This window comes from Erwinia sp. Eh17-17, assembly GCF_039675725.1.
Classification (GTDB): Bacteria; Pseudomonadota; Gammaproteobacteria; order Enterobacterales; family Enterobacteriaceae; genus Erwinia.
Genome location: NZ_JBDFQT010000001.1, coordinates 740,882 through 764,870 on the forward strand (window position 1 = coordinate 740,882; position 23,989 = coordinate 764,870).

Sequence of the window (23,989 nt, forward strand, 5' to 3'; positions counted from 1 at the left end):
TCAAACCCTGGATGGAATGAAAAATGAAATTGCAGCAGCTTCGATACATCGTTGAAGTGGTGAATCACAATCTCAACGTCTCTTCAACGGCCGAAGGCCTGTATACCTCGCAGCCTGGTATCAGTAAACAAGTGCGGATGCTGGAAGATGAACTGGGTATCCAGATTTTCGCCCGCAGCGGTAAACACTTAACTCAGGTCACTCCGGCGGGGCAGGAGATCATCCGCATTGCTCGTGAAGTGTTATCAAAAGTGGATGCGATTAAATCTGTTGCCGGAGAGCATACCTGGCCTGATAAAGGCTCACTGTATGTTGCCACCACGCATACTCAGGCGCGTTACGCGCTGCCTAACGTGATCAAAGGGTTTATTGAGCGCTATCCTCGCGTTTCTCTGCATATGCATCAGGGGTCGCCGACGCAGATCGCTGAGGCCGTATCGAAGGGTAATGCTGACTTCGCGATTGCGACCGAAGCGCTGCATTTATACGACGATTTAATTATGCTGCCTTGCTATCACTGGAATCGCGCCATCGTCGTGACCCCCGATCATCCGCTGGCGGCGAAGAGCAAAGTCTCGATTGAGGAGCTGGCTGACTATCCGTTAGTCACCTATACCTTCGGTTTTACGGGCCGCTCAGAACTGGACACTGCCTTCAATCGCGCCGGGCTGACGCCGCGTATTGTCTTCACTGCCACCGATGCAGATGTGATAAAAACGTACGTCCGCCTGGGACTGGGGGTTGGGGTGATTGCCAGCATGGCGGTCGATCCGGTCTCCGATCCGGACCTGGTGCGTATCGAAGCTACCGACGTGTTCAGCTTCAGCACCACCAAAATTGGCTTCCGTCGCAGCACCTTCCTGCGCAGCTATATGTATGATTTTATCCAGCGTTTTGCCCCTCATCTGACGCGTGACGTTGTGGATACGGCCGTGGGGTTACGCTCTAACGAAGACATTGAAGCGATGTTTAAAGATATAAAACTGCCGGCAAAATAATCACATTCGCAATGATTATTTTTGTCAAGGGCCGCACAGCGGCCCTTTTTTTATCTTTTGCTGCCAGCGATAACTTCAATCATTAACGTCTGTTGATTATTTTTTCGTAAATGAAACATGTATCACATGTTCTTTGATTGTTATTTCTTAAATGAGAATCAGAACACATTTTTCATTTCCTCTCTTTGCGCTCTGTTCAGATGATTCTCATACTCTAGTTATAAGTCGTAAAGAACGCCCGTACCCTGAGGTTAAGTAAAAGATTCTCTATTTATTAGTGGATCTGAAGTGGAACTGACAGGGTGGTATTTGTCTTAAGTGATAATTATCCGGGCCGGGTTGAGTTAGCACTTTTAATTAATCTTTTTCATGCTTGATAAATCCTTTTAATCGTTTTGTTCAATAAAAATTACTGGATTTTGCAACAGAGAATGTTTAGGATTCATCCTAATTTCTGATTGGTTCAAACAATCGTTTTTAATGAGAGTGATTATCAAAAACTATGGCGACTAGATTATCTGTACAACCCGAATTCGGGGACAAAACCATCAAGGTTGAGCGTAACAGCAATCTGAAACGCAAGGCCTGGCTGACGGTATTCGCTGCTTCGGCACTGTTTTGGGTAGTGGTTGGCCTATCTGTCTGGCGTATGTGGGGTTGATAATGCACCTGAGACATCCAGAGCAAAAAGCTCAGCAGGTTCGCAAAACGAACAATCGTTTCTGCAAACCTAAAAACGATACCCATGGCGCTATTCCTGCCTCCTGGGATCTGAATGATTTGCAGCGTAATTTTATTGAGTCAATGTTCGAAGATAAGAAAGCGAAATAAGCAGGATATAACTCTCCCCGGTCTTCCTGCTGAGACTAAATATTAAAACAGCTCTTATTCTCATTAAGGCCTAATCAATGGTCAGGGCAGCTTGACGCCCAATTCCGATGCTAATCCATCATTTAATGGTCCTACCCTCACGGCTTCGGCAAAGGGTTCAGATGGCAGTTTTAGCCAAAACCAGGCTAAAAGGAGAATAAAAATGAACTTAACCCAAATTACCTGGTTCAGCACCTGGACATTTTCTGCCCTCTTCTGGACCAGCGCAGTCTGGATTGGAATGATAGTGCGTTAATCACCGCTATTATTATCCGTTCTGCCTGATAAAAAAAAACGCCCCGCTGGTGATGACCGCGGGGCGTTTTTTTATCATTTAATTTTCAGTTTGTTTCAACTGTTGTCAGTTAGTGTTGTTATCAAAACGTTGCGTTTTGCTTGTGCTATTGTTTAATGAGACCCTGTATTGACTAAGGTCTTACCTAATTGCGGGCGCGCGGTTGTTACCGCCTTCTGCAGGAAATAAAGGTACGGTTAAAATAATACGCAATGGAGGAGCAATGTCGACGACCCTACGCCAACGCAGTCAGGACACGCTGACTGTCCACGACCAGCGCTATCAGTATTACAGCCTTGCCAAAGCCGCAGCCGAACTCGGCGATCTTTCACGTCTGCCTAAATCAATGAAGGTGCTGCTGGAAAACCTGCTGCGCTGGCAGGACGGTGACTCGGTGACGGCGCAGGATATTGAGGCGCTGGCTGCATGGCTGAAAGATGCTCATGCCGATCGTGAAATCGCCTACCGCCCGGCGCGAGTGCTGATGCAGGACTTTACCGGAGTGCCGGCCGTCGTGGACCTGGCTGCGATGCGCGAAGCAGTTAAGCGTCTTGGGGGGGACGTGGCGAAAGTCAATCCACTGTCGCCCGTCGATCTGGTCATTGACCACTCGGTCACGGTCGATCGCTTCGGAGATGACGATGCCTTTGAAGAGAACGTGCGCCTGGAGATGGAACGTAACCATGAACGGTACGTTTTCCTGCGCTGGGGGCAGAAAGCGTTCAACCGCTTCAGCGTGGTTCCGCCGGGCACCGGTATTTGTCACCAGGTAAACCTGGAGTATCTCGGCCAGGCCGTCTGGCATGAAGAGCAGGACGGCATTGAAATGGCCTACCCGGATACGCTGGTGGGCACCGATTCACACACGACGATGATCAACGCACTCGGCGTGCTGGGATGGGGTGTCGGCGGCATCGAAGCGGAAGCGGCGATGCTCGGGCAGCCGGTATCGATGCTGATCCCGGATGTGGTTGGCTTTAAGCTGAGCGGAAAACTGAAGGCGGGTATCACCGCCACTGACCTGGTGCTCACTGTCACGCAGATGCTGCGCAAGCACGGCGTAGTGGGTAAATTCGTCGAATTCTATGGCGACGGGCTGGATGATCTGCCGCTGGCTGACCGCGCAACAATCGCCAACATGGCGCCAGAATATGGTGCTACCTGCGGCTTCTTCCCGGTGGATGCCGTGACCCTGGGTTACATGAAGCTTACCGGGCGCAGCACCCGTCAGGTCGCACTGGTTGAAGCCTACAGCAAGGCCCAGGGGCTGTGGCGTAACGCCGGGGACGAACCGGTCTTCACCAGCACGCTGGCGCTGGATATGGGCGAAGTCGAATCCTGCCTCGCTGGTCCGAAGCGGCCTCAGGATCGTGTGGTGCTGGGGGATGTCCCGGCGGCATTCCGCGCCAGTAACGAACTTGAGGTCAATCAGGCGCAGAAAGCGCATAAAGCGGTCAGCTATCAGGACAGTAAAACGCAGCAGCAGCACCAGCTGGACGACGGGGCAGTGGTGATTGCGGCCATTACGTCCTGCACCAATACCTCTAACCCCAGCGTGCTGATGGCGGCGGGTTTGCTGGCGAAAAAAGCGGTGACTCTGGGGCTTCATCCTAAACCCTGGGTGAAGGCGTCGCTGGCACCCGGTTCCAAAGTCGTTTCTGACTATCTTGCGGCGGCGGGCCTGACGCCCTACCTCGACAAGCTGGGCTTTAATCTGGTGGGATACGGCTGTACGACCTGTATCGGGAACTCCGGCCCGCTGCCCGCCGAGATTGAAAGCGCCATCAGGCAGGGTGACCTGACGGTGGGGGCGGTGCTTTCCGGTAACCGCAACTTTGAGGGGCGCATTCATCCTTTTGTTAAAACTAACTGGCTGGCTTCGCCGCCACTGGTCGTGGCCTACGCGCTGGCTGGCAATATGACGCTGAATCTGCAAACCGATCCGATTGGCGAAGACACCACGGGCAAACCGGTCTATCTGAAAGATATCTGGCCTTCGCCGGAAGAGATTGCGCAAGCCGTGCAGATGGTATCGACCGATATGTTCCATAAGGAATATGCCGAAGTGTTCGCGGGTACGCCGGAATGGCAGCAGATTGAAGTCAGCGAAGCCGCGACCTACGACTGGGACGGCAGCTCAACCTATATCCGTCTTTCTCCGTTCTTTGACGATATGGAAAAACAGCCCAAACCGGTGCGCGATATTCACGGCGCGCGCATTCTGGCGATGCTGGGTGATTCCGTCACCACGGACCACATTTCACCGGCGGGCAGTATCAAAGCCGACAGTCCGGCAGGGCGTTATCTGCTGGAGCATGGCGTAGAGCGCACGGACTTCAACTCCTACGGCTCCCGTCGCGGCAACCATGAGGTGATGATGCGCGGTACCTTTGCCAATATCCGCATCCGCAACGAAATGGTGCCGGGCGTGGAAGGGGGAATGACGCGCTATATTCCCGGTAACGAGCAGATGGCAATCTATGACGCGGCCATGCGCTACCAGCAGGCGGGAATCCCGCTGGCGATAATCGCCGGTAAAGAGTATGGCTCAGGCTCCAGCCGCGACTGGGCGGCGAAAGGTCCACGCCTGCAGGGCGTGCGCGTGGTGATCGCCGAGTCCTTTGAACGTATTCATCGCTCGAATCTCATTGGTATGGGTATCCTTCCTCTGGAATTCCCGCAGGGTGTGACTCGTAAAACGCTCGGACTCACCGGGGATGAACAGATAGACGTGCAGGATCTGCAGCAGCTTACCCCCGGCGGAGTAGTGAGAGTGACGCTGACGCGAGCAGATGGCAGTAAAGACGTGCTGGATGCGCGCTGCCGGATCGATACCGGTAACGAGCTGACTTACTATAAGAACGACGGCATTCTGCATTACGTTATTCGTAACATGCTGCAATAGCCGGTCTGAACCGCCATTCAGACAATAAAAAAACCCCGGTCACTCTGAGTGGCCGGGGTTTTTCTTACGCTATCCATCGTCTATTTAGACAGCAGGTGGCCCATCTTGGCCGCTTTAGTATCCAGATAGTGCGCGTTGTTAGGGTTTCTACCGACAATCAGCGGAACCCGCTCGGTGATATTGATCCCGGCTTCGGTGAGGATCTCTACCTTACGGGGATTGTTGGTCAGCAGACGCACTTCATGCACGCCCAGCAGCTTGAACATATCCGAGCAAATCGTAAAGTCACGCTCATCGGCAGCAAAACCTAACTGGTTATTGGCTTCTACCGTGTCGTAACCTTTATCCTGCAACGCATAGGCGCGGATTTTATTCAGCAGACCGATATTACGGCCTTCCTGGCGGTGATACAGCAGGATCCCACGCCCCTGCTCAGCAATCTGCGCCAGCGCCGCTTCCAGCTGGAAACCGCAGTCACAGCGCAGGCTGAACAGCGCATCGCCGGTCAGACACTCCGAGTGGACGCGCGACAGCACTGGTTTACTGTCGGAAATATCGCCGTAAACCAGCGCAACGTGGTCGTGCCCGGTTGCCAGTTCTTCAAAACCAACCATAAGGAAATCACCCCATGGTGTGGGCAGATTCGCTTCTGCCACCCGTTTAAGCTGCATGTGACTCTCCAGAAACTTCAGGTGTTGCGCTATTATCTGATAACGCAGTGTCAGTGAACTGACGCAAACAATAGCGGCTATTTTGCCACAACAGTGCCCGTGGCAGTTAACACGTTAGAGCGATTGATTTAATAGCGTACAATTATCGCTATCTCAATCCTTATGTTATTATTTTTTAAGCTAATCTTAGTTCGATAATGTGATATCACGACTCTGAAGGGAAAAAATGGCAGATATCCTTAAACGTACCACCCTCGGCATGCTGCTGTTATTAATCATGCCTGTCGGGGTCTGGCTGTCAGGATGGCACTGGCAACCTGTTCCGATGGGATGGGGCCATAAGTTACTGTTCTGGATGACTGAAACCGTCACCAGCCCCTGGGGCGTGCTGACCAGCGTTATTCTCTGCGCCTGGTTTCTCTGGTGCCTGCGCTTTCGCTGGAAACCGGCCGTTTTTCTGCTCGGTATCATTGTTGCCACTCTGCTTTCAGGGCAGTTCACCAAAAGCTTTATCAAAGAGCAGGTACAGGAACCGCGCCCCTACGTGCTGTGGCTGGGCAAAACCTACAACATCACTGAGCAGCAGTTTTATGACCAGGAACGCGATCGCCGCAGCATGATGGTGCGCGACTCTCTGGCAGGCGACAGCCAGCTGCCAGACTGGTTAAAAAGTCACTGGGAGTTTGAAACCGGATTTGCGTTTCCGTCTGGTCACACCATGTTTGCCGCCAGCTGGGCGCTTCTGGGCGTCGGGCTGCTCTGGCCGCGTCGCCGTTACGTGACCATTGCGTTGCTGATGGGCTGGGCGGTAGCCGTGATGGGCAGCCGGCTGGTTCTTGGTATGCACTGGCCGCGCGATCTGATTATCGCCACGCTGATAAGCTGGTTATTCATCAGCCTGGCGACCTGGCTGGCGCAGCGCTTCTGCGGTCCGTTAACCGTGCCGCCGCAGGAACAACAGGAAATTGTGCAGCGCGAAAACGAGAGCACCTGATTGTAAAGAGGTTATCCTGCCCCCATATCATTTTTTCTCTCCACGGGGCAGGGAAGAGCAGGGGGTGTGGTGTGCGCGAAGTTTCCCATCACATCTAAACAAGCATCAGATTAATTTTTTTGGCATAATTCATCTGGTTAACACCAGGGTATGGGATGAACTGTGAAATATTTGCTGATTTTTTTAGTGGTTCTGGCGATTTTCGTCATTTCTGTCACGCTGGGCGCGCATAACGATCAGGTCGTGACCTTTAACTATCTGCTTGCGCAGGGTGAATTCCGTGTTTCCACGCTGCTGGCATCACTGTTTGCGGCTGGATTCTTGTTAGGCTGGGCAATCTGCGGGCTGTTCTGGCTGCGCGTGCGTGTGTCACTGGCTAACGCCCAGCGCAAAAATAAACGTCTTCAGCAGCAGCTGGGGCAGACAGTAGAACCTGTGACCGCGTCACAGACCCCTGTCGTCAAGGAATAATCACCTATGTTAGAACTGCTGTTTCTGTTACTCCCCGTCGCCGCCGCCTATGGCTGGTATATGGGGCGCAGAAGTGCGCAACAGGACAAGCAACAGGAAGCCAGCCGCCTGTCACGAGACTATGTGACCGGGGTGAACTTCCTGCTTTCTAATCAGCAGGACAAAGCCGTCGATCTGTTCCTTGATATGCTCAAAGAGGACAGCGGTACGGTAGAAGCGCACCTCACCCTCGGCAATCTGTTCCGCTCTCGCGGTGAAGTGGATCGCGCTATCCGTATTCACCAGGCATTGATGGAAAGTGCTTCCCTGACTTACGACCAGCGCCTGCTGGCCATCCAGCAGCTTGGGCGTGACTACATGGCTGCGGGGTTCTACGACCGCGCCGAACAGATGTTTGGTCAACTGGTGGATGAAACGGATTTCCGCGTCAGTGCCCTTCAGCAGCTGCTGATCATCCATCAGGCAACCAGCGACTGGCCAAACGCCATTGAAGTGGCCGAGCGCCTGATAAAACAGGGCAAAGACCGTCTGAAGATGGAAATCGCCCACTTTTACTGCGAGCTGGCGCTCCAGGCCATCAGCAGCGATGACCTTGACCGTGCCATGGGCTTGCTCAAGAAAGGCGAGTCAGCCGACCGTAACAGCGCCCGCGTGTCGATCATGATGGGCCGCATCCATATGGCGAAAGCCGAGTACAGTAAGGCCGTCGTGCTGTTGCAGCGGGTCATCGAACAGGACAAAGAGCTGGTCAGCGAAACGCTGGAGATGCTGGAAGGGTGTTACCAGCATCTGGGGCAGCCGCAGGCATGGGCTGATTATTTGAAACGCTGCGTTGAGGAGAACACCGGAGCCGCCGCAGAGCTCTATCTGGCCGGTATTCTTGACCGGGAAGAGGGCGCAGAAGTGGCCCAGACCTATATCACCCGTCAGCTTCAACGCCACCCCACCATGCGTGTTTTCCACCGTCTGATGGATTTTAACCTTCAGGAAGCGGAAGACGGTCGTGCAAAAGAGAGCCTGATGGTACTGCGCGATATGGTAGGCGAGCAGATCCGCACCAAGCCGCGCTATCGCTGCCATAAATGTGGATTTACCGCCCACGCGCTTTACTGGCATTGTCCTTCCTGCCGTGCCTGGTCTTCAGTCAAACCCATTCGCGGTCTCGACGGCCAGTAACACTGGCCATTTTTTTGCGGATACAGCACCTCACTTTAGTTACAACATACTAATGACTTTGAGAATTAATGGTTCCAGCAAGATTTGCGCCTCCCCGCCTGGCAGAATGAAACGGCGCAGCGACCGCCTGAAGGTCAACATCCTCTGGCTGTCGCGACAGTTGCTGCAACGTAGATCAGGACATTTGGCCACACCACAGGTAGAATGCATGCCGTTTATCGTTTGCGCCATGCGGTGCTCCACTCAAAGAGGGTCTTCCATGCTTTCACCTCAGGTTACCGGTTCACCGATTGTGGTGGCGTTAGATTATGCGGACCGCAATCGCGCTCTGGCGTTTGTTGACCAGATTGATCCGGCCAGCTGCCGGCTTAAAGTTGGCAAAGAGATGTTTACCCTGTTCGGTCCTCAGTGGGTGCGCGATCTGCAACAGCGCGGTTTTGACGTTTTCCTTGACCTGAAATTTCACGATATCCCGAACACCACGGCTCATGCGGTGGCGGCGGCGGCAGACCTCGGCGTATGGATGGTGAATGTACATGCCAGCGGTGGGGCGCGGATGATGAATGCGGCGCGTGAGGCGCTGCTGCCGTTTGGCAAAGAGGCACCGTTGCTGATTGCCGTTACCGTGCTGACCAGCATGGATGCAGACGATCTCCGTGGGCTGGGAATTGAACTCTCCCCGGCAGAGCAGGCCGAGAGACTGGCGCGTCTGACGCACCAGTGCGGCCTTGACGGCGTGGTCTGTTCGGCACACGAAGCCCGTCATTTCAAGCAGGCCATCGGCCAGGATTTTCGTCTGGTCACCCCAGGGATTCGCCCGGCAGGCAGCGAAGCTGGCGATCAGCGCCGCATAATGACCCCGCAGCAGGCACAGCAGGCCGGGGTGGATTATATGGTGATCGGCCGTCCTGTTACGCAGTCCTCGGATCCCGCCGCCACGCTGCGCGACATTATTGATTCACTGCAGGAGGCATAATGGCCGATGATAACAGCCGTCTGGTGTATTCCACCGACAGCGGCCGCATTGACGAGCCGAAAGCCACGGTGCAGCGACCAAAAGGGGACGGCATTGTGCGTATTCAGCGCCAGACCAGCGGTCGTAAAGGCAAAGGGGTCTGCCTGATTACGGGTATCGACCTCGATGATGCAGAACTGAATAAGCTGGCGGCAGAACTGAAGAAAAAGTGTGGCTGCGGCGGATCGCTTAAAGATGGCGTGATTGAAATTCAGGGCGACAAGCGGGATTTGTTGAAAACACTGCTGGAGGCAAAAGGCTTCAGAGTCAAACTGGCCGGAGGCTGATTTTATGGCAGGGCCGGACAGTGTCCGGCCCGCTATATTACGCTGCGTTTTTGTTATTTGTCGATCTGATGCCCGATGATCCCGCCTACAGCTGCGCCACCAAGGGTGCCTAATCCACTTCCGTTTGTCAGAACCGAACCGCCAATTGCCCCGGCACCTGCGCCGATAGCGGTGTTCCGGTCGCGTTTAGACCAGTTTGAGCATGCGCTCAGGGAAAGAACTAACGTAGCGGCCAGAACACCGGCGGTAATGCGTTTTGCAGTAATTGACATAATCACTTCTCCTTTATATGCAGCAACAGAGGTACTCACAAAGTATAGAGGGTACTCTGCATTCCCGACCTGAATATGGCGACTTTTCTGGTGATTTATCTCACTTAACAGTGAAATACCGTCCAAAAAGCCGCCCGATCGGAGGATGTCCCACTCCGGGACGTTGGGTACTGACTTTGATGAGTGCTCTCACTATCACGTCAGGTAACGCCATAACGCATTTTTAGATATTACTGAACATAAGCACAGGTAAAAAATCTTAATTTTTTAGGGTTATTTCTCGCGTACCAGCGCGCAATATTTTACCTTTAGCTGGAATCTCCCGCTGATCCAGCCAATGTCTCCATACCTGCAAATCCCCGTGGCGCTGACAATAAATCAGAAGCCACACTGGAGATAACAGCATGCTGGAACAACTCAAGCAGCAGGTACTGGAAGCGAACCTGGCGTTACCGCGTTACGGGCTGGTGACCTTCACCTGGGGTAACGTTAGTGCTATTGACCGTCAGCAGGGGCTGATAGTGATAAAACCGTCAGGCGTTAGCTACGATGCCATGACGCGCGACGATATGGTGGTGGTGGCGCTGGACTCCGGTGAAGTGATTGAAGGTGACAAACGTCCTTCATCCGACACCGATACCCACCGTGCTCTCTACCTCGCCTGGCCACAGATTGGCGGGGTTGTCCATACCCATTCCCGCCACGCCACTATCTGGGCTCAGGCGGGAAAAGATCTGCCTGCATGGGGCACCACACATGCCGATGACTTTTATGGCGCCATCCCCTGTACCCGCCAGATGCGCGACGATGAAATCAGGGAGCGCTACGAGTGGCAAACCGGGCAGGTGATTATTGAGACGCTGCAACAGCGCAGCATCGATCCCCTGGCGATCCCTGCGGTACTAGTCAATTCACACGGGCCTTTTGCCTGGGGCCGCAGTGCTGAAGATGCCGTTCACAGCGCGGTGGTGCTGGAAGAGGTAGCCTATATGGGCATCTTCAGCCAGCAACTGACGCCAGACCTGCCTGCGGTACAGCAGGTGCTGCTGGATAAACACTATCTGCGAAAACACGGCGAAAATGCCTATTACGGCCAGAAATAGAGGCTAAATTCTGACGCTGACGTCCGTCTTTGCGGTGTTAGTGTCAGATAATCCTGATTAATAGTACGCCGCGTTACTCGTTCTGCTCAGCATTTCCTCAACCTCATTCTTCGAACATCATCCTTCATTTGCCTCGCTTGTCCTTTAATTGTCGCCATTTAACGATGACTCATCCTGCTGTTTTATCTTAAAAATCAAACACCCATTTAGCATGAACACACTCTGGATTAGGCTGGAGCTGCGTAAATCGCATAAATAAACAGAGGATAAATTATGACCGTTATAAATCAGACTACCTGCAGGCTGTTTAATGAAGCTGGACCGACCACCCAACTCTCCGCCTACTATGAGGAAGAGCGTCGTACCATGTGGATGATGCTGCGTGCTCAGCCCCGTCCCAGTTTTAACCACCAGCTGATCGAAGAGATCATGAACCTGAGTTATGCCGCCCAGCGTTCGGGTTTAAAAATTGACTTCTGGGTCACCGGATCGCTGGTGCCGACCATGTTCAATGCCGGGGGTGACCTGCGCTTCTTTGTTGAATCCATTAAGAACGGGCGCAGGGAAGCGCTGCGGGCGTATGCCCGCGCCTGCGTGGACTGCATTCATGCGGCAGCACGCGGTTTCGATACCGGCGCGGTCAGCATTGCGATGGTGGAAGGAAGCGCGCTGGGCGGCGGGTTTGAAGCCGCGCTGGCACATCACTTCATCCTTGCGCAGAACACGGCGCGCATGGGCTTCCCGGAAATTGCTTTCAATCTGTTCCCCGGCATGGGGGGCTACTCGCTGGTTGCGCGTCGTTCCGGCATGAAGCTGGCCGAAGAGCTGATTTGTGAAGGGGAATCGCACACGGCAGAGTGGTTTGAAACCCGCGGTCTGGTGGATAAACTGTTCCAGCCGGGGGAGGGCTATCGCTGCACGCGTACCTTTATTGATACGCTGCAACCGAAGCTGAACGGGGTCAGAGCGATGCTGAAGGCGCGTCAGCGCGTGCTGCAGCTGACCAGAGCAGAGCTGATGGATATCACGGAAGACTGGGTAGATTTCGCCTTTACCATGGAGCCGAAAGATATTGCCTATATGGAGCGTCTGGTACAGCTACAAAACCGACACAGCGCGCAGTCAATGCTGAAAGCGGGCTGAGTGGTAAGCGGATGATCAGGAACTGACAATGGCATGATGCCGCGTAAGCCAGTGCTCGAGCTGTTCAGCGGGCATTGGCTTCGCATACAGGAACCCCTGACGCGTATCCACACCGCTGGCGATCACAAACTCCGCCTCCTCCTCTGTTTCAATACCTTCCGCAATAACCTGTAAATTGAGCGCCTTAGCTACAGCGACAATCGCTCTCACCAGAGACTGTGACACTTCACGATGATTCACACCGCGGATAAAGCTCTGGTCGAGCTTAATGGCATCGATCGGCACTCGCGCCAGCTGCGAAAGTGAAGAGTAACCGGTACCGAAATCGTCCAGATGTACTGCCGCCCCCAGCTTCTGAAACTGATCCATCAACGACAGCGCCTGCTGCTCATTTTCAATCAGGCAACTTTCCGTCAGCTCAATATCAATCGGGCAGGTATCCAGCCCGGCTTCCTTCAGCGCCAGCTTCAGGTCAGTGTAGATGCTTTGGTCGATAAGCTGGCGCGGCGAAACATTCACCGCTACCCGCAGATCGATACCCTGCTTGCGCCAGCGCAGGATCTGTTCCAGCACGGCCAGCATTACCCAGCGTCCAAGCGGAATAATCAGCCCGGACTCTTCAGCGTAGGCGATAAAGCTGTCAGGCGGGATTAATCCACGCTCAGGTGACATCCAGCGGACCAGGGCTTCAACGCTGGTGACGGTGCCATCGGCATTAATCTTCGGCTGATAGTGCAGCACCAGCTGGTGATGCTCCAGCGCTTTACGCAGGTTAGTGTCCAGCCAGAGATATTCGAACACGCGCTGATTCATTTCAGCAGAGAAAATGCAGAATTTACCGCGTCCATTTTCTTTTGCCGTGTACATCGCGGTATCGGCATTGCGGATCAGGCTTTCACGATCCTCACCGTGCTGTGGTGCAAGCGCTATCCCGATGGAACACCCGGAGTAGACCTCAATCAGGCCGATACGAAAAGGCTGCTTCAGGCGTTCAAGAATACGTGACGACATCGCCTCCAGCGCGGCCTGGCTGGTATCTTCCGCCAGCACGATAAACTCATCGCCTCCGAGGCGCGCCAGCGTCTGGTCTTTGTCCAGGCAGCTGAGAACGGCAAGAGAGACGGCCTGTAACAACTGGTCGCCAAACATATGCCCGTAGGCATCGTTCACTTTTTTAAAGTTATCCAGGTCAAGATAGACTACGCCGATCTGCTCGCTGCTGCGTTTTTCCAGCGACTCGGTAATTTCATGGTTGATCGCGTTGCGATTGGGCAGGCCGGTTATGGTATCGGTATTCGCCAGTATCCGCAGACGCTCCTGAGCGCGTCGCTCTTCGGTAATGTCGGTGCCGGAACAGATCAGATAGATTTCGTTCTTCCCGCTGCCGCTGTGGACAAACTTATTGCGGAACAGAAACAGACGCTGGCCTTTTTTGGTCTTGATCCAGCGTTCGACCTCATAAGAACTGCCTTCGCGGAAGAAGGTGCTGATATTACGTCGTGATGCCATCGCTTCCTGACGCGACATAAACAGCTGGAAGACATTGCGCCCAATCACGTCCTGTTCTTTAAGACCGGTATATTCCTCGCACAGGCGATTAAAGCGCTGAATATGACCTTTTTGATCGACGATGACGATCACCGAATTGGCTTCAGAAACCACCTGCTCGGCAAATGACAGGCCGAGTACCAGGTCGCGCGCCACGGAAGAGGTGTCTCCCCAGGCCGATGCGGTGCCTGCCCAGGCAATCTGCGACACTTTTCGGCCGACCAGATGCATCGACAGTTCGTTGCCGTGAAGGGTAATCGTCAGGTTAACGCTGGAGGTAATGACCGTCATATTGCGCAGCATGCTGGCCTGAGAAGGGCTCAGCGGGACGGCGATATTGGTTTCTCCCCCCTCGTCTTCTGCAAAATGCAACGCATCGCTGTCTGAAGATAAACGCCAATGAGGGCTGCTGGTGCCAAAGTACGCATACAACAGCGTTTGCCCCTGTTCATCGGTCATTTTTTGTCTCCCTCAGTGCGACTATGCAGATGGCATCTTCTTATTTTAGCAACAGTATTAGGCATGCAGGAGAATCACAAGACGCAACGGCAATATATTTTTTTTTAGCGCTAAACAAGAGGCAGCATAAATCGCCGAAAAGTGACGATTTTTTCGCGGATTAGCAAGGAAGAGGGGGGCTGAAATCCGCGTTATCGGGAAAATATGAGTTAAGGCAGTAGGGGTAATAATGCTTAACTTTCATCATCAGAGTTAAGCGGTGGCAAAAATCAAACGCCAGCAGACGTTACCAAAAAAGCGTTACGGCAATTGCCAGAGACCAGAAAACGGAGGAAAAAGTTAACAATGAAATCCAGCTAAATGAACGCAGCATGCCAGCATTTTCGATAGTGTTAAGAATGTTTTTCATAGTTGCCTCAGTAAAAGTGTCGGGGGAAGTGTTCCTGTCCCGAATCTGAGCGCAATTTTGACAGAAGGGGGTTTAAGACAATATCGGACGCGGACGGCAGTTCTGTAGGGGGGATGACATTTATTTGTAGGATATGTACTACGGGTGGATAGCGGGGCAACTGACGTTACCCCGCCCGTATGACGGTCAGGCTACCGGACGGGCCACGACGCTGCGGGTTTCCATACGCACTTCGGCGATGGTCACTTCAATCAGGTCGGTGACGCGGTAGGCGACTTCACCTTTGATCTGCACGGTGCCGTTTTCATTGCTGCACACCAGCTCATCACGCACGGCGTGGATGAACGGAGCAGGAACAAAGGCAACCGCCCCGTTTTCCTGCAGGCGAACGCGCATGCCGCCGCGGGAGACATCGATCACTTCAGCACTGAAGCGGCGATCGGTTCCTGCGGCTGTCTGCAGGAAGCGCGAGTACAGCCAGTCACCGACATCACGCTCGGCCATACGGTTCTGACGGCGGCGTTCGCCCATCTTCACCGTCAGCTCATCGGCCGGACGGCTGGCCGTTTCGCCTTTGACGATCGCTTTCAGCAGGCGATGGTTAACCATATCGCCGTACTTACGGATCGGGGAGGTCCAGGTGGCATAAGCTTCCAGGCCAAGACCAAAGTGTGGGCCAGGGCTGGTGCTGACTTCGGCAAATGACTGGAAGCGACGAATGCGGCTGTCGAGGAACTGGGTCGGCAGGGTGTCCAGCTCGCGGCGCAGGGTGCGGAAGCCTTCCAGCGTGGCGATGGCCAGCGGGTCAGCGGTCACGCCATGGTTAGCCAGCACGGCAGCAGCCTGCTCGGCATTCACCTCGTCGAAACCGAGGTGGACGTTGTAGATACCAAAGCCCAGCTTCTCGCGCAGCACGGTGGCGGCACAGATGTTGGCGAGGATCATTGACTCTTCAACGATGCGGTTAGCGATGCGGCGATGCTCGGCAATGATATCCAGCACTTCGCCTTTTTCACCCAGCAGGAAGCGGAAATCAGGGCGGTCTTTAAACACCAGCGCGTGTGTCTGACGCCATTCGCTGCGCGCCAGGCACAGGCGGTGCAGCAGACGGATCTGTTCAGCAATCGCATCGTTTTCAGGCTGCCATTCACTGGCACCGTCAGTTTCCAGCCAGTCAGACACATTGTCATAAACCAGCTTAGATTTAGATTCGATCCAGGCGGCAAAGAACTGAACGTCGTCGCCAGGGGTACCGTCAGCGGCGATCGTCACGCGGCAGGCCAGCACCGGACGGCGCTCATTCGGGCGCAGCGAACAGATGTCGTCAGACAGCTGACGCGGCAGCATCGGAATGTTAAAGCCCGGCAGATAGTTGGTGAATGAACGTTCGGCGGCTACCGCATCAAGTTTGCTGCCTGCCGGGACATAGGCGGTCGGGTCGGCAATGGCGATGGTAAGCTTCAGCGCTCCATCAGCGGCTTGTTCCACGTACAGCGCATCGTCCATGTCTTCAGTGCTGGCACTGTCAATGGTCACGAAGGTCAGGGCAGTGAGGTCTTCACGCTCCAGCTGCTCATCCAGCATCGCTTCCGGTGTGGCGACGTCAGGCGCTTCACGCTCCAGATTATGGCGCGACAGCGTCACCCACCACGGCGCCAGATGATCGTCGGCAGTCGTGATAAATTCGGTCAGTTCGGCATAGAAACCACGATCGCCTTTCAGCGGATGGCGACGCATCTCAGCCACCGCCCAGTCACCGGCCTGGAAGTCGTGTTTCACACTACGGTCCGGACGACACTGGATAGCATCACGCAGCAGCGGATGATCGGGAATAATTGACAGACGGTCGTCTTTCTTCTGAACGCGGCCAACAAAACGGGTCAGGAAGGGTTCGATCAGCGCTTCAGGATCGGCAACTTCACGATCCTTATCGGTCTGAATCACCGCGCTAACGCGGTCACCGTGCATGACTTTTTTCATGAACGGCGGGGGAATAAAGTAGCTTTTCTGTGAGTCGACTTCCAGGAAGCCGAAACCTTTTTCAGTGCCTTTTACCACACCCTCAACACGCGGCGTCTGGGAGTGGAGTTTCTCTTTAAGCTGCGCGAGCAGCGGGTTATCCTGGAACATAATTTCAACAGTTTTCGTGGCCTAAGAGCGGCAGACAGTTTTACGCGATTAACCGCTCCACGGCAAGTAAAAAGCCTTTTCCTGCGGACCGTTGCGGGCGACCAGAATTAACCGCCGCCCGGACGGGTCAGGCGATACGTAACCCGGTGGTAACGGGTGACAGGCTGATTTTTACCGGCACTGATTTTGAGGTCGGCGTGCCGCTGCCATCACCGAAGCTGGAAAGCGGCACCAGCGGATTGGTTTCAGGATAATAGGCGGCAAGATTGCCGCGCGGAATGGCATAAGGCACCAGCTTAAAGCCACTGACCTTACGGGTGATCCCGTCATTCCACAGCGTTTCGATGTCAACGTTATCCCCGGCCGCGTAGCCCATGCCTGCCATATCTTCCGGATTGATAAACAGCACTTCACGCTGACCGTAAACGCCACGATAGCGGTCGTCAAGACCGTAAATGGTGGTGTTGTACTGGTCGTGTGAACGCAGGGTTTGCAGGGTGAAGGGCACCTCCACATCCAGCTGCGGGAACAGCGAGGTCGGCAGAGCGGCTGCGCTGAACTGCGCTTTTTCGTGCAGGGTGTTGAAACGCAGTTCGGCGGCCGCATTGCCCAGATAGAACCCGCCTTTCAGGTCACATTTGGCATTGAAATCGCTGAATCCGGGCAGGGTGGCGGCAATATGATCGCGGATTTTATTGTAATCCCCGGCCAGAGACAGCCAGTCCACTTTCTCGCTGCCGAGCACCGCATTGGCTATTCCGGCGACGATCCAGGTTTCAGAACGCTGAGTGTCGGCAATGGGCTTGCCGACCCCTTCAGACGCGTGAACCATGCTGAAAGAGTCTTCCACGGTGATAAACTGCGGCCCGGTGGCCTGAATATCCTGTTCGGTACGACCAATAGTGGGCAGGATCAGGGCATCAACCGCGCCCGGACAGAGGTGGCTGCGGTTCAGCTTGGTGCTGATCTGCACGGTCAGATCGCAGCGCTTCAGCGCCTCCTCGGTACGAGGACTGTCCGGTGCGGCAGCGGCAAGATTACCGCCAAGGGCAATCAGCACCTTGATTTCGCCGCGCAGCATCGCTTCCAGCGCCTCGACCGTGTTATGACCGGGCGCGCGCGGAGGTTCAAAGTCAAAATGCTGACCCAGACTGTCAAGAAACGCCTGGGAAGGTTTCTCATCAATGCCCATCGTGCGGTTACCCTGCACATTGCTGTGACCGCGCACCGGACAGAGCCCCGCGCCTTTCTTGCCTAGCTGGCCGAACAGCAGCTGCAGATTGACAATTTCGCGCACGGTATCCACCGAATGCTTATGCTGTGTAATACCCATCGCCCAGGTGCAGATCACCCGTTCAGAACTCTGATAAATGGCGGCGGCTTCGCGGATCTGCTGCTCGCTCAGACCGGACTGGCTGACAATATGTGACCACTCAGTGGCGTCGACCTCGGCCAGATACGCCTCCAGCCCTTCGGTTTTGGCATTAATAAACATCTCATCAAACAGGCCTTTTTCACCGGCGGCGATCAGGGCGCGATGATTTTCGGCCAGCACTTTTACCATGCCGCGCACGGCCGCCATATCGCCACCAAGGTTAGGCTGATAATAGGTAGAGCTAATTTGACCAGCCATGCTGGTGACCACTTCCAGCGGTTTCTGCGGGTCGGCAAAGCGCTCCAGGCCACGCTCGCGCAGCGTATTGAAGGTGACGATTTTAGCGCCGTTATCGGCGGCGTGGCGCAGGCTGTGCAGCATACGCGGGTGGTTAGTCCCTGGGTTCTGGCCGAAGACAAAGATGGCATCCGCATGATCAAAGTCATCAAGGCGGATAGTGCCTTTCCCCACGCCAATACTGCGCTTCAGCCCGGTACCGCTGGCTTCATGACACATATTGGAACAGTCAGGGAAGTTGTTGCTGCCGTTCATGCGGCCAAACAGCTGATACAGCCATGAGGCTTCATTACTGGCGCGACCGGAGGTGTACAGCTCCATGCGGTCTGGATGGTCCATCGCTTTAATATGGCGGGCGATCAGCGCGAAAGCCGCTTCCCAGCTAATCGGTTCATAGCGATCGGTGGTGCGGTTATAGCGCAGCGGTTCGGTCAGACGCCCCTGATACTCCAGGAAGTAGTCGCTCTGCTGCCAGAGCGCGGAAACCGTGTGCCGTGCAAAGAAATCAGCGCCGATGTGGCGGCGGGTGGCTTCCCAGGTGACCGCTTTGGCACCGTTTTCGCAAAAGCTGAAGGTGCTTTTATTATCATCACCCCAGGCACAGCCGGGACAGTCGAATCCTTTGGCTTTATTCATACGCATCAGATTGCGCATGTTTTTTAACACTTGTTTGCTATCGAAAACGAAACGGGTGGTGGCTTCGAGTGAACCCCAGCCGCCTGCAGCGGCCTGGTATGGCTTGATTGCTTCTTTAAATTTCATAATTTCGCAGGCTTATGTTGAATAGTTGTTATGAAGTTATGACTTCTTTTTGGCGATTCTGCTATCCGGCCTGAGAATTGTCTAATTGATTGCACAGATGGTGCGATAGGTCGTGTTTATCGTGAAAAGTTTAAAAGTGTGAACTCGCTCAAATAATATTCGCTTAATTTCATTCTGAACACGGTTAACCCCCGACATGCGGCTAATACTTAGCCGGTTGCCGTTACAGCGGGAGAAGCCTGATGAAAGAGTTTGCCAGTAAGATTCATGCCTTCGGCAAAGCGCTGATGATGCCGATTTCGGTCATTGCCGCCGCCGGTATTTTTCTAGGCGTCGCGGCCGCGCTGCAAAATCCGGCGATCACCGGAGAGGCCTTCGCAGGGATGCAGATCCCGCAGCTCATCATTGGTTTTATTCGTAAAGTGGCCGGAGCCCTGTTCGCCAACCTGCCGCTGTTCTTTGCCGTCGCCAGTGCGATAGGTCTGGCTAAGGCAGAAAAACCGACGGCGGCCTTTGCCTCGGTAATTGGCTTTATCGCCATGCATGTCGGGATCAGCGCCACGCTGGCCGCCAGCGGGCTGACGGCAGCGACCACCACGGCAGCAGCCCTCCAGCAGCAGGGGATGGACCAGACGACCGCTATGATGACCTCGGCGGAATACATCCAGATGCTGGGTATATTTACTTACAACATGAGCGTGCTGGGCGGGGTGATCGCCGGGCTGGTGACGGTGATGATCCATAATCGCTGTTACACCATCCAACTGCCGACGGCGATCGGTTTCTTCGGCGGGCGACGGTTCGTGCCGATTGTAACCGTGCTGGTACTGCCGCTGGTGGGCGTGTTGCTGGCGCTAATCTGGCCAGCCATCGGGTCGGGGATTGCCTGGGTCGGTGAGCTGATAGGCAAAAGCGGCCAGTATGGTGCCTTTCTCTATGGCAGCAGCGAACGGCTGCTCATCCCCACCGGACTGCATCATATTCTTAATGAAACGGTACGCTTCACGCCTGTTGGCGGCATGGCGACGGTTGACGGGCAAACCATCGTCGGCGCGCTGAATATCTTTAATACCTCGCTGACGCATCCGGGTTCTGTCCCGGATACCACCGTACAGGAGGCAACACGTTTTCTGGCTCAGGGTAAAATTCCGGTGATGATGTTTGGCCTGCCGGCGGCCGCGCTGGCGATGTATCACTGCGCACGTCCGGAACATAAGCAGCGGGTTAAAGCGCTGGTGCTGGCCGGGGCGCTGACCTCCTTTACCACCGGCATCACCGAGCCGCTGGAATTCTGTTTTATCTTTGTCTCCCCGGTGCTGTATCTGTTCCATGCCTTGCTCAGCGGGCTCTCTTTTATGCTGATGTCCATGCTGCATCTGATGATCGGCAACGTACAGGGCGGGGCCATCGATCTGGTGGTGTTCGGCATTCTGGGCGGCAGTAAAACGGCCTGGTGGTGGAGCGTTGGGCTGGGGGTGGTGTATATCCCAGTCTACTACTACGGATTCCGCTTCATCATCCTGCGGATGCGCGTTGAAACGCCTGGCCGAGAATCAGAGGAGGAGCCGCAGCAGGAAAAAGTCAGCGCGGGTGAACGCACCCGCGTGATTATCAGCGGGCTGGGCGGTGCAGCCAATATAGAGGATGTCGATTGCTGTTTCACCCGCCTGCGGGTCAGAGTAAAACAGATGAACGAAGTCGTCGACCACACCCTGATGTCCACCGGAGCGAATGGCGTAAACCGCGTCAGCGATCGTGATGTACAGGTGATTTATGGCCCACAGGTAGAAAAAATTGCTCAGGAAGTGAAAAGCGCACTGGGGTTGGCCTGAATGGCCCGGTATGATAGCGCCTGAAGAATGGCGCTAACCTGCCGATAATAATGGGTAAATCTCTCTAATCAGACAGGACTCACGCTGGATGAATACGATGAAAACAACGCTGGCACTGCTGTTGCCAGTGCTGCTGCTTACAGGCTGTAAGAATGAAGAACCCCAGGGGGTGTCGACAACGGTCAGAAACATGTCGACGCTTTTTCGCTTCGAACCGATCCCCGGAAAGCTGAAAAGCACCCATCAGACGGTGTTCGATGCCAGCGGTGAGAAACAAAACGAAGTCACGGCCCGCGTTGACCAGCAGGGCTGTCTCACCGACGTTGTCGTGACCAGCCTCTATTTAATTAACAACCGCGAAATCCGCTCGAATACCAGCCTGCGCCGGGACAAAGATACCCTGGTCGGTGAGGAGAACGGTAAACCGGTGCTGATGAAACTGGACGATAAGTGCAACGTCGTATCAAAAACCCTCGGCGATTTTACGCTCAACATCAGTTATAACGACCGTGGGCTGATTTCAGCTTTCTCTTCCAACCAGTCTCATCTGCGCATTGACTTAACGTATGACGAGCAGGGGCGAATGGTCAGGCGGAACATAATGGAAGGGGCTCGTCTGATCAGCGATGACAGGCAGACATTTGCTAAGGCAGAAGCGGATAAACTGCTGGATGGGGTGTTGATCACCACCTACCCGGCCTCGACGAGAGAAATCGCGACGCGCTGTGAGTATCAGCTGGGCGTTCCCGTTTCCTGCCGCTATACGATTAAAACCACGCCCGGTGATACCGTCACTGAACGCCAGGCGAAGCTGGTCAGTGAGTTTTATTAGCAGCAGCCCGCCCGGCGGCACACGCGTTCGCACACTCATACCGGCTAAGACATCATCGTAATGGACATTAAACAGCTCATCTATTTATGTAACCTGGAGCGCGAGCGCCACTTTGGCCGCGCCGCTGAGGCCAGCTTTGTCAGCCAGCCCACGCTCTCCATGCGCCTGAAAAATCTGGAGCGTGAGCTGGGGCTGTCGCTGATAAACCGCAGTAATAACTTCGACGGTTTTACTCCGGAAGGGGAACGCGTGCTTTCCTGGGCGCGGGAGATCGTGTCGGTTTATCAGGGCCTGAAGCTGGAAGTGGAATCGCTGAAGCACGGGGTCACCGGTACCCTGCGCCTGGGCGTGGTGCCGCAGTGCAGTATCTCTTTGCCGGTTATGCTTAAAGCCATCAGCGACCGCTATCCACAGCTGGACTATCGGGTGGCGGTGCTGAGTGCCGACCAGCTGCTGGACGCGCTCAACAGCCACACGGTAGACGTCGGCATCGGCTTCTTTGAGCTGGCAACGCTGCGTGAACTGCATTTTCAGGCCGAGCCGCTGGCCGATAACGGCGTGGAATTACTCTATCATCCGCAACATTTCCCTCAGCTGGCGGGCGATACGCCGCTGACGCTGCCTGAGGTGGCGGCACTGCCGCTCTGCCTGGCGGAACAGACGCGCTATTTTCGCCGCTATATCGACGGGCATTTTCGCGATGCGGATCTGACGCTGCGGGTGGTGCTGGAAACCACTTCGGTTTTCCAGCTGCTACAGGGCGTCCAGGTCGGGCTGGGGTGCATGGTGTCGCCGGTGGGGCATCTGATTGACGGCATGACCAGCGGGCTGCAACGCCGTCGTATAGCGCTGCCGCCGCTGTCGCGTCAGGGGGCGGTAGTGATTGCTGAACCTGGTCGTGCCACGCCGCTGGCGCAGCACTTCTTCGATGAGGTCAGACGCTGGCTGATGAGCTAGCGTCTGGTTCACCGCTGACGCCCAGCCCCTGCATCAGACGGTTGCCCCAGCTGGCGATCGCGACGCTGAGGATCACATCAAATACCTGTGTACTGTCCAGGCCGGCATCCTTCAGCGGCTGAATATGTGCCGCGTTAACCCGCTCCGGAGAGCGTGTCAGCTGTGCGGCCAGCTGGATCACCGCCTGACGCGGGGCGTCCGCCACACGCAGCGCCTGTTCCACGCTGTCGCATAATGCCGGATGCAGGTCATCCTGAGCGTAGCGAGCAAAACAGGGAAGGCTGCCGTTAATACGTGAAGTCACGGCGGCCGCCAGACGGGATGCCGGGCCAGCACGGGATGTTTTCAGCGCGTTAAGCAGGCGACCCCAGCCGTACAGCGCTTTACCGTCATGGGCGAACAGCCAGGCAGCGGCCTCAAGCTCTGCCAGCGGCTGACAAAAAGTCAGCGCTTCCAGCTGATCCGGTGCGGCGTAGCGCAGCTCCAGCGGTGACAGAGCGGGGCGCCAGGCGCTGCCCGTCAGAAAACCGTCGCTGTCGGCATCGGGCGGGATGGTGACGCCGGGCATCCAGCGCACCGGCAGCGCCAGCATGGCATGCAGCCCGGCCACAACGCGGGCCTGATAGCTGACAAAGCCGATAATCTGGCCGAGGCTGACAATATCCGGGGCACTCAGGCCCACATCATCGAGGCGCTTTACCGCCAGCGCGTCAATCAGCGTCGGCTGGCTGGCAAGCTGGCGCGCATATTCGGTGATCTGCGTCAGACGATGATTGCTTTCACGCGATGAATCCGGCCCCGGCAGAGGATTGAGTCGTGCAGCGTAGTGATTACACAGGCGCTGTACCCCGGTCACCTGCGCGACCGTCAGCGCACTGCTGAGGCGGTCATACAGCGTCAGCGTGTGACTCAGGGTGGTGGTCAGCTGCGCCGGAAACAGCAGCTGGTACAGATCGCGGGAGGCCAGCAGACCCGGCTGGGCCTGCTGTAAAATAGCGTTGAGTTCTCCTTCCGTCTGCTGCGCCAGACCCAGTAAAAAACGGTCTTCAACGGTGGCAGCTTCAGGCATCAGCGGTGCACGCTGTGCGGGCAGGCTGGACTGGGTTTCATGATACCAGTGGTTGTTGCCGGTAAAGCGGCGCTGTTCCATGATCATTCCTTTTCAGTTACGGCACGGTTATCCTGACG

At 55.1% G+C, this 23,989-nt stretch carries 20 protein-coding genes; 14 read left to right on the forward strand and 6 right to left on the reverse strand.

Annotated elements, in window-relative coordinates:
- The first annotated feature begins 23 nt into the window (after positions 1-23).
- The 4 genes from cysB to acnA all read left to right on the forward strand — a co-directional run bounded on the left by cysB (position 24) and on the right by acnA (position 5,068).
- The gene (gene cysB / locus ABEH87_RS03265; RefSeq protein ID WP_346573859.1) at positions 24-998 is read left to right on the forward strand and encodes an HTH-type transcriptional regulator CysB; all 975 of its coding nucleotides are present in this window, start codon (positions 24-26) and stop codon (positions 996-998) included.
- 502 nt (positions 999-1,500) lie between these two features.
- Positions 1,501-1,659, forward strand: a complete 159-nt coding sequence (locus ABEH87_RS03270; RefSeq protein WP_346573861.1) for a YmiA family putative membrane protein — start codon at positions 1,501-1,503, stop codon at positions 1,657-1,659.
- Positions 1,660-1,661: 2 nt separating this feature from the next.
- Positions 1,662-1,829, forward strand: a complete 168-nt coding sequence (locus ABEH87_RS03275) for an AraC family transcriptional regulator (RefSeq protein WP_346573863.1) — start codon at positions 1,662-1,664, stop codon at positions 1,827-1,829.
- 557 nt (positions 1,830-2,386) lie between these two features.
- Positions 2,387-5,068 (forward strand): aconitate hydratase AcnA, encoded by a 2,682-nt coding sequence (acnA, locus tag ABEH87_RS03280; RefSeq protein ID WP_346573864.1) that lies wholly within the window; start codon positions 2,387-2,389, stop codon positions 5,066-5,068.
- Between the two features lie 80 nt (positions 5,069-5,148).
- Here the strand turns inward: acnA and ribA are convergent, their stop codons facing one another.
- On the reverse strand, positions 5,149-5,739 hold the full coding sequence (ribA, locus tag ABEH87_RS03285; RefSeq protein ID WP_346573866.1) for a GTP cyclohydrolase II: 591 nt from the start codon (positions 5,737-5,739) through the stop codon (positions 5,149-5,151).
- A gap of 226 nt (positions 5,740-5,965) precedes the next feature.
- Here ribA and pgpB point away from each other — a divergent pair, with 226 nt between their 5' ends.
- The 5 genes from pgpB (at position 5,966) to yciH (ending at position 9,682) form a co-directional block, all read left to right on the forward strand.
- Entirely contained in the window at positions 5,966-6,733 is a 768-nt protein-coding gene (gene pgpB / locus ABEH87_RS03290; RefSeq protein ID WP_346573868.1) for a phosphatidylglycerophosphatase B, read from the forward strand.
- Between the two features lie 162 nt (positions 6,734-6,895).
- Positions 6,896-7,204 carry a LapA family protein gene (locus tag ABEH87_RS03295; RefSeq protein ID WP_346573869.1) on the forward strand — a complete coding sequence of 103 codons (309 nt, stop codon included), beginning with the start codon at positions 6,896-6,898 and terminating at the stop codon, positions 7,202-7,204.
- 6 nt (positions 7,205-7,210) lie between these two features.
- Complete coding sequence (gene lapB, locus ABEH87_RS03300; RefSeq protein WP_346573871.1) at positions 7,211-8,380, forward strand: lipopolysaccharide assembly protein LapB; 1,170 nt, start codon at positions 7,211-7,213, stop codon at positions 8,378-8,380.
- Between the two features lie 259 nt (positions 8,381-8,639).
- Positions 8,640-9,356, forward strand: a complete 717-nt coding sequence (gene pyrF, locus ABEH87_RS03305) for an orotidine-5'-phosphate decarboxylase (protein WP_346573873.1) — start codon at positions 8,640-8,642, stop codon at positions 9,354-9,356.
- Complete coding sequence (gene yciH, locus ABEH87_RS03310) at positions 9,356-9,682, forward strand: stress response translation initiation inhibitor YciH (protein ID WP_346573875.1); 327 nt, start codon at positions 9,356-9,358, stop codon at positions 9,680-9,682. The genes pyrF and yciH overlap by 1 nt, the downstream gene beginning before the upstream one ends.
- 53 nt (positions 9,683-9,735) lie before the next feature.
- Here yciH and osmB read toward each other — a convergent pair whose 3' ends face one another.
- A complete protein-coding gene (gene osmB / locus ABEH87_RS03315; RefSeq protein ID WP_346573877.1) occupies positions 9,736-9,954 on the reverse strand; it encodes an osmotically-inducible lipoprotein OsmB in 219 nt (72 codons plus the stop codon).
- A gap of 404 nt (positions 9,955-10,358) precedes the next feature.
- Here osmB and araD point away from each other — a divergent pair, with 404 nt between their 5' ends.
- Together araD and ABEH87_RS03325 are read left to right on the forward strand one after the other, a co-directional pair.
- Entirely contained in the window at positions 10,359-11,057 is a 699-nt protein-coding gene (gene araD / locus ABEH87_RS03320; RefSeq protein WP_346573878.1) for an L-ribulose-5-phosphate 4-epimerase, read from the forward strand.
- A gap of 273 nt (positions 11,058-11,330) precedes the next feature.
- A complete protein-coding gene (locus tag ABEH87_RS03325; RefSeq protein ID WP_346573879.1) occupies positions 11,331-12,200 on the forward strand; it encodes a crotonase/enoyl-CoA hydratase family protein in 870 nt (289 codons plus the stop codon).
- 15 nt (positions 12,201-12,215) lie between these two features.
- Here ABEH87_RS03325 and pdeR read toward each other — a convergent pair whose 3' ends face one another.
- From pdeR to ABEH87_RS03340, 3 genes are all read right to left on the reverse strand, one after another.
- Complete coding sequence (pdeR, locus tag ABEH87_RS03330) at positions 12,216-14,207, reverse strand: cyclic di-GMP phosphodiesterase (protein WP_346573881.1); 1,992 nt, start codon at positions 14,205-14,207, stop codon at positions 12,216-12,218.
- Between the two features lie 595 nt (positions 14,208-14,802).
- On the reverse strand, positions 14,803-16,746 hold the full coding sequence (locus ABEH87_RS03335; RefSeq protein WP_346573882.1) for an exoribonuclease II: 1,944 nt from the start codon (positions 16,744-16,746) through the stop codon (positions 14,803-14,805).
- Between the two features lie 127 nt (positions 16,747-16,873).
- A complete protein-coding gene (locus ABEH87_RS03340) occupies positions 16,874-19,180 on the reverse strand; it encodes an FdhF/YdeP family oxidoreductase (RefSeq protein ID WP_346573884.1) in 2,307 nt (768 codons plus the stop codon).
- 242 nt (positions 19,181-19,422) lie between these two features.
- Here ABEH87_RS03340 and ABEH87_RS03345 point away from each other — a divergent pair, with 242 nt between their 5' ends.
- From ABEH87_RS03345 to ABEH87_RS03355, 3 genes are all read left to right on the forward strand, one after another.
- Complete coding sequence (locus ABEH87_RS03345) at positions 19,423-21,012, forward strand: PTS transporter subunit EIIC (protein WP_346573885.1); 1,590 nt, start codon at positions 19,423-19,425, stop codon at positions 21,010-21,012.
- Positions 21,013-21,100: 88 nt separating this feature from the next.
- A complete protein-coding gene (locus tag ABEH87_RS03350; protein ID WP_346573887.1) occupies positions 21,101-21,844 on the forward strand; it encodes a YnfC family lipoprotein in 744 nt (247 codons plus the stop codon).
- 60 nt (positions 21,845-21,904) lie between these two features.
- The gene (locus tag ABEH87_RS03355) at positions 21,905-22,801 is read left to right on the forward strand and encodes a LysR family transcriptional regulator (RefSeq protein WP_346573889.1); all 897 of its coding nucleotides are present in this window, start codon (positions 21,905-21,907) and stop codon (positions 22,799-22,801) included.
- On the opposite strand, the gene ABEH87_RS03360 is transcribed toward ABEH87_RS03355, so the two are convergent.
- Positions 22,779-23,951, reverse strand: a complete 1,173-nt coding sequence (locus ABEH87_RS03360; RefSeq protein WP_346573891.1) for an oxidoreductase — start codon at positions 23,949-23,951, stop codon at positions 22,779-22,781. The two genes, ABEH87_RS03355 and ABEH87_RS03360, sit on opposite strands and share 23 nt — an antisense overlap.
- Positions 23,952-23,989: the final 38 nt, after the last annotated feature.

Bases quoted from the DNA above. Each gene is read 5' to 3' on its own strand.
- ABEH87_RS03360 (WP_346573891.1), bottom strand. From the start codon at position 23,951: ATGGAACAGCGCCGCTTTACCGGCAACAACCACTGGTATCATGAAACC.
- ABEH87_RS03350 (WP_346573887.1), top strand. From the start codon at position 21,101: ATGAATACGATGAAAACAACGCTGGCACTGCTGTTGCCAGTGCTGCTG.
- ABEH87_RS03340 (WP_346573884.1), bottom strand. From the start codon at position 19,180: ATGAAATTTAAAGAAGCAATCAAGCCATACCAGGCCGCTGCAGGCGGC.
- ABEH87_RS03325 (WP_346573879.1), top strand. From the start codon at position 11,331: ATGACCGTTATAAATCAGACTACCTGCAGGCTGTTTAATGAAGCTGGA.
- ABEH87_RS03335 (WP_346573882.1), bottom strand. From the start codon at position 16,746: ATGTTCCAGGATAACCCGCTGCTCGCGCAGCTTAAAGAGAAACTCCAC.
- ABEH87_RS03275 (WP_346573863.1), top strand. From the start codon at position 1,662: ATGCACCTGAGACATCCAGAGCAAAAAGCTCAGCAGGTTCGCAAAACG.
- ABEH87_RS03345 (WP_346573885.1), top strand. From the start codon at position 19,423: ATGAAAGAGTTTGCCAGTAAGATTCATGCCTTCGGCAAAGCGCTGATG.
- acnA (WP_346573864.1), top strand. From the start codon at position 2,387: ATGTCGACGACCCTACGCCAACGCAGTCAGGACACGCTGACTGTCCAC.
- ABEH87_RS03270 (WP_346573861.1), top strand. From the start codon at position 1,501: ATGGCGACTAGATTATCTGTACAACCCGAATTCGGGGACAAAACCATC.
- pdeR (WP_346573881.1), bottom strand. From the start codon at position 14,207: ATGACCGATGAACAGGGGCAAACGCTGTTGTATGCGTACTTTGGCACC.
- pyrF (WP_346573873.1), top strand. From the start codon at position 8,640: ATGCTTTCACCTCAGGTTACCGGTTCACCGATTGTGGTGGCGTTAGAT.
- lapB (WP_346573871.1), top strand. From the start codon at position 7,211: ATGTTAGAACTGCTGTTTCTGTTACTCCCCGTCGCCGCCGCCTATGGC.
- ribA (WP_346573866.1), bottom strand. From the start codon at position 5,739: ATGCAGCTTAAACGGGTGGCAGAAGCGAATCTGCCCACACCATGGGGT.
- cysB (WP_346573859.1), top strand. From the start codon at position 24: ATGAAATTGCAGCAGCTTCGATACATCGTTGAAGTGGTGAATCACAAT.
- pgpB (WP_346573868.1), top strand. From the start codon at position 5,966: ATGGCAGATATCCTTAAACGTACCACCCTCGGCATGCTGCTGTTATTA.
- araD (WP_346573878.1), top strand. From the start codon at position 10,359: ATGCTGGAACAACTCAAGCAGCAGGTACTGGAAGCGAACCTGGCGTTA.
- ABEH87_RS03355 (WP_346573889.1), top strand. From the start codon at position 21,905: ATGGACATTAAACAGCTCATCTATTTATGTAACCTGGAGCGCGAGCGC.
- yciH (WP_346573875.1), top strand. From the start codon at position 9,356: ATGGCCGATGATAACAGCCGTCTGGTGTATTCCACCGACAGCGGCCGC.
- osmB (WP_346573877.1), bottom strand. From the start codon at position 9,954: ATGTCAATTACTGCAAAACGCATTACCGCCGGTGTTCTGGCCGCTACG.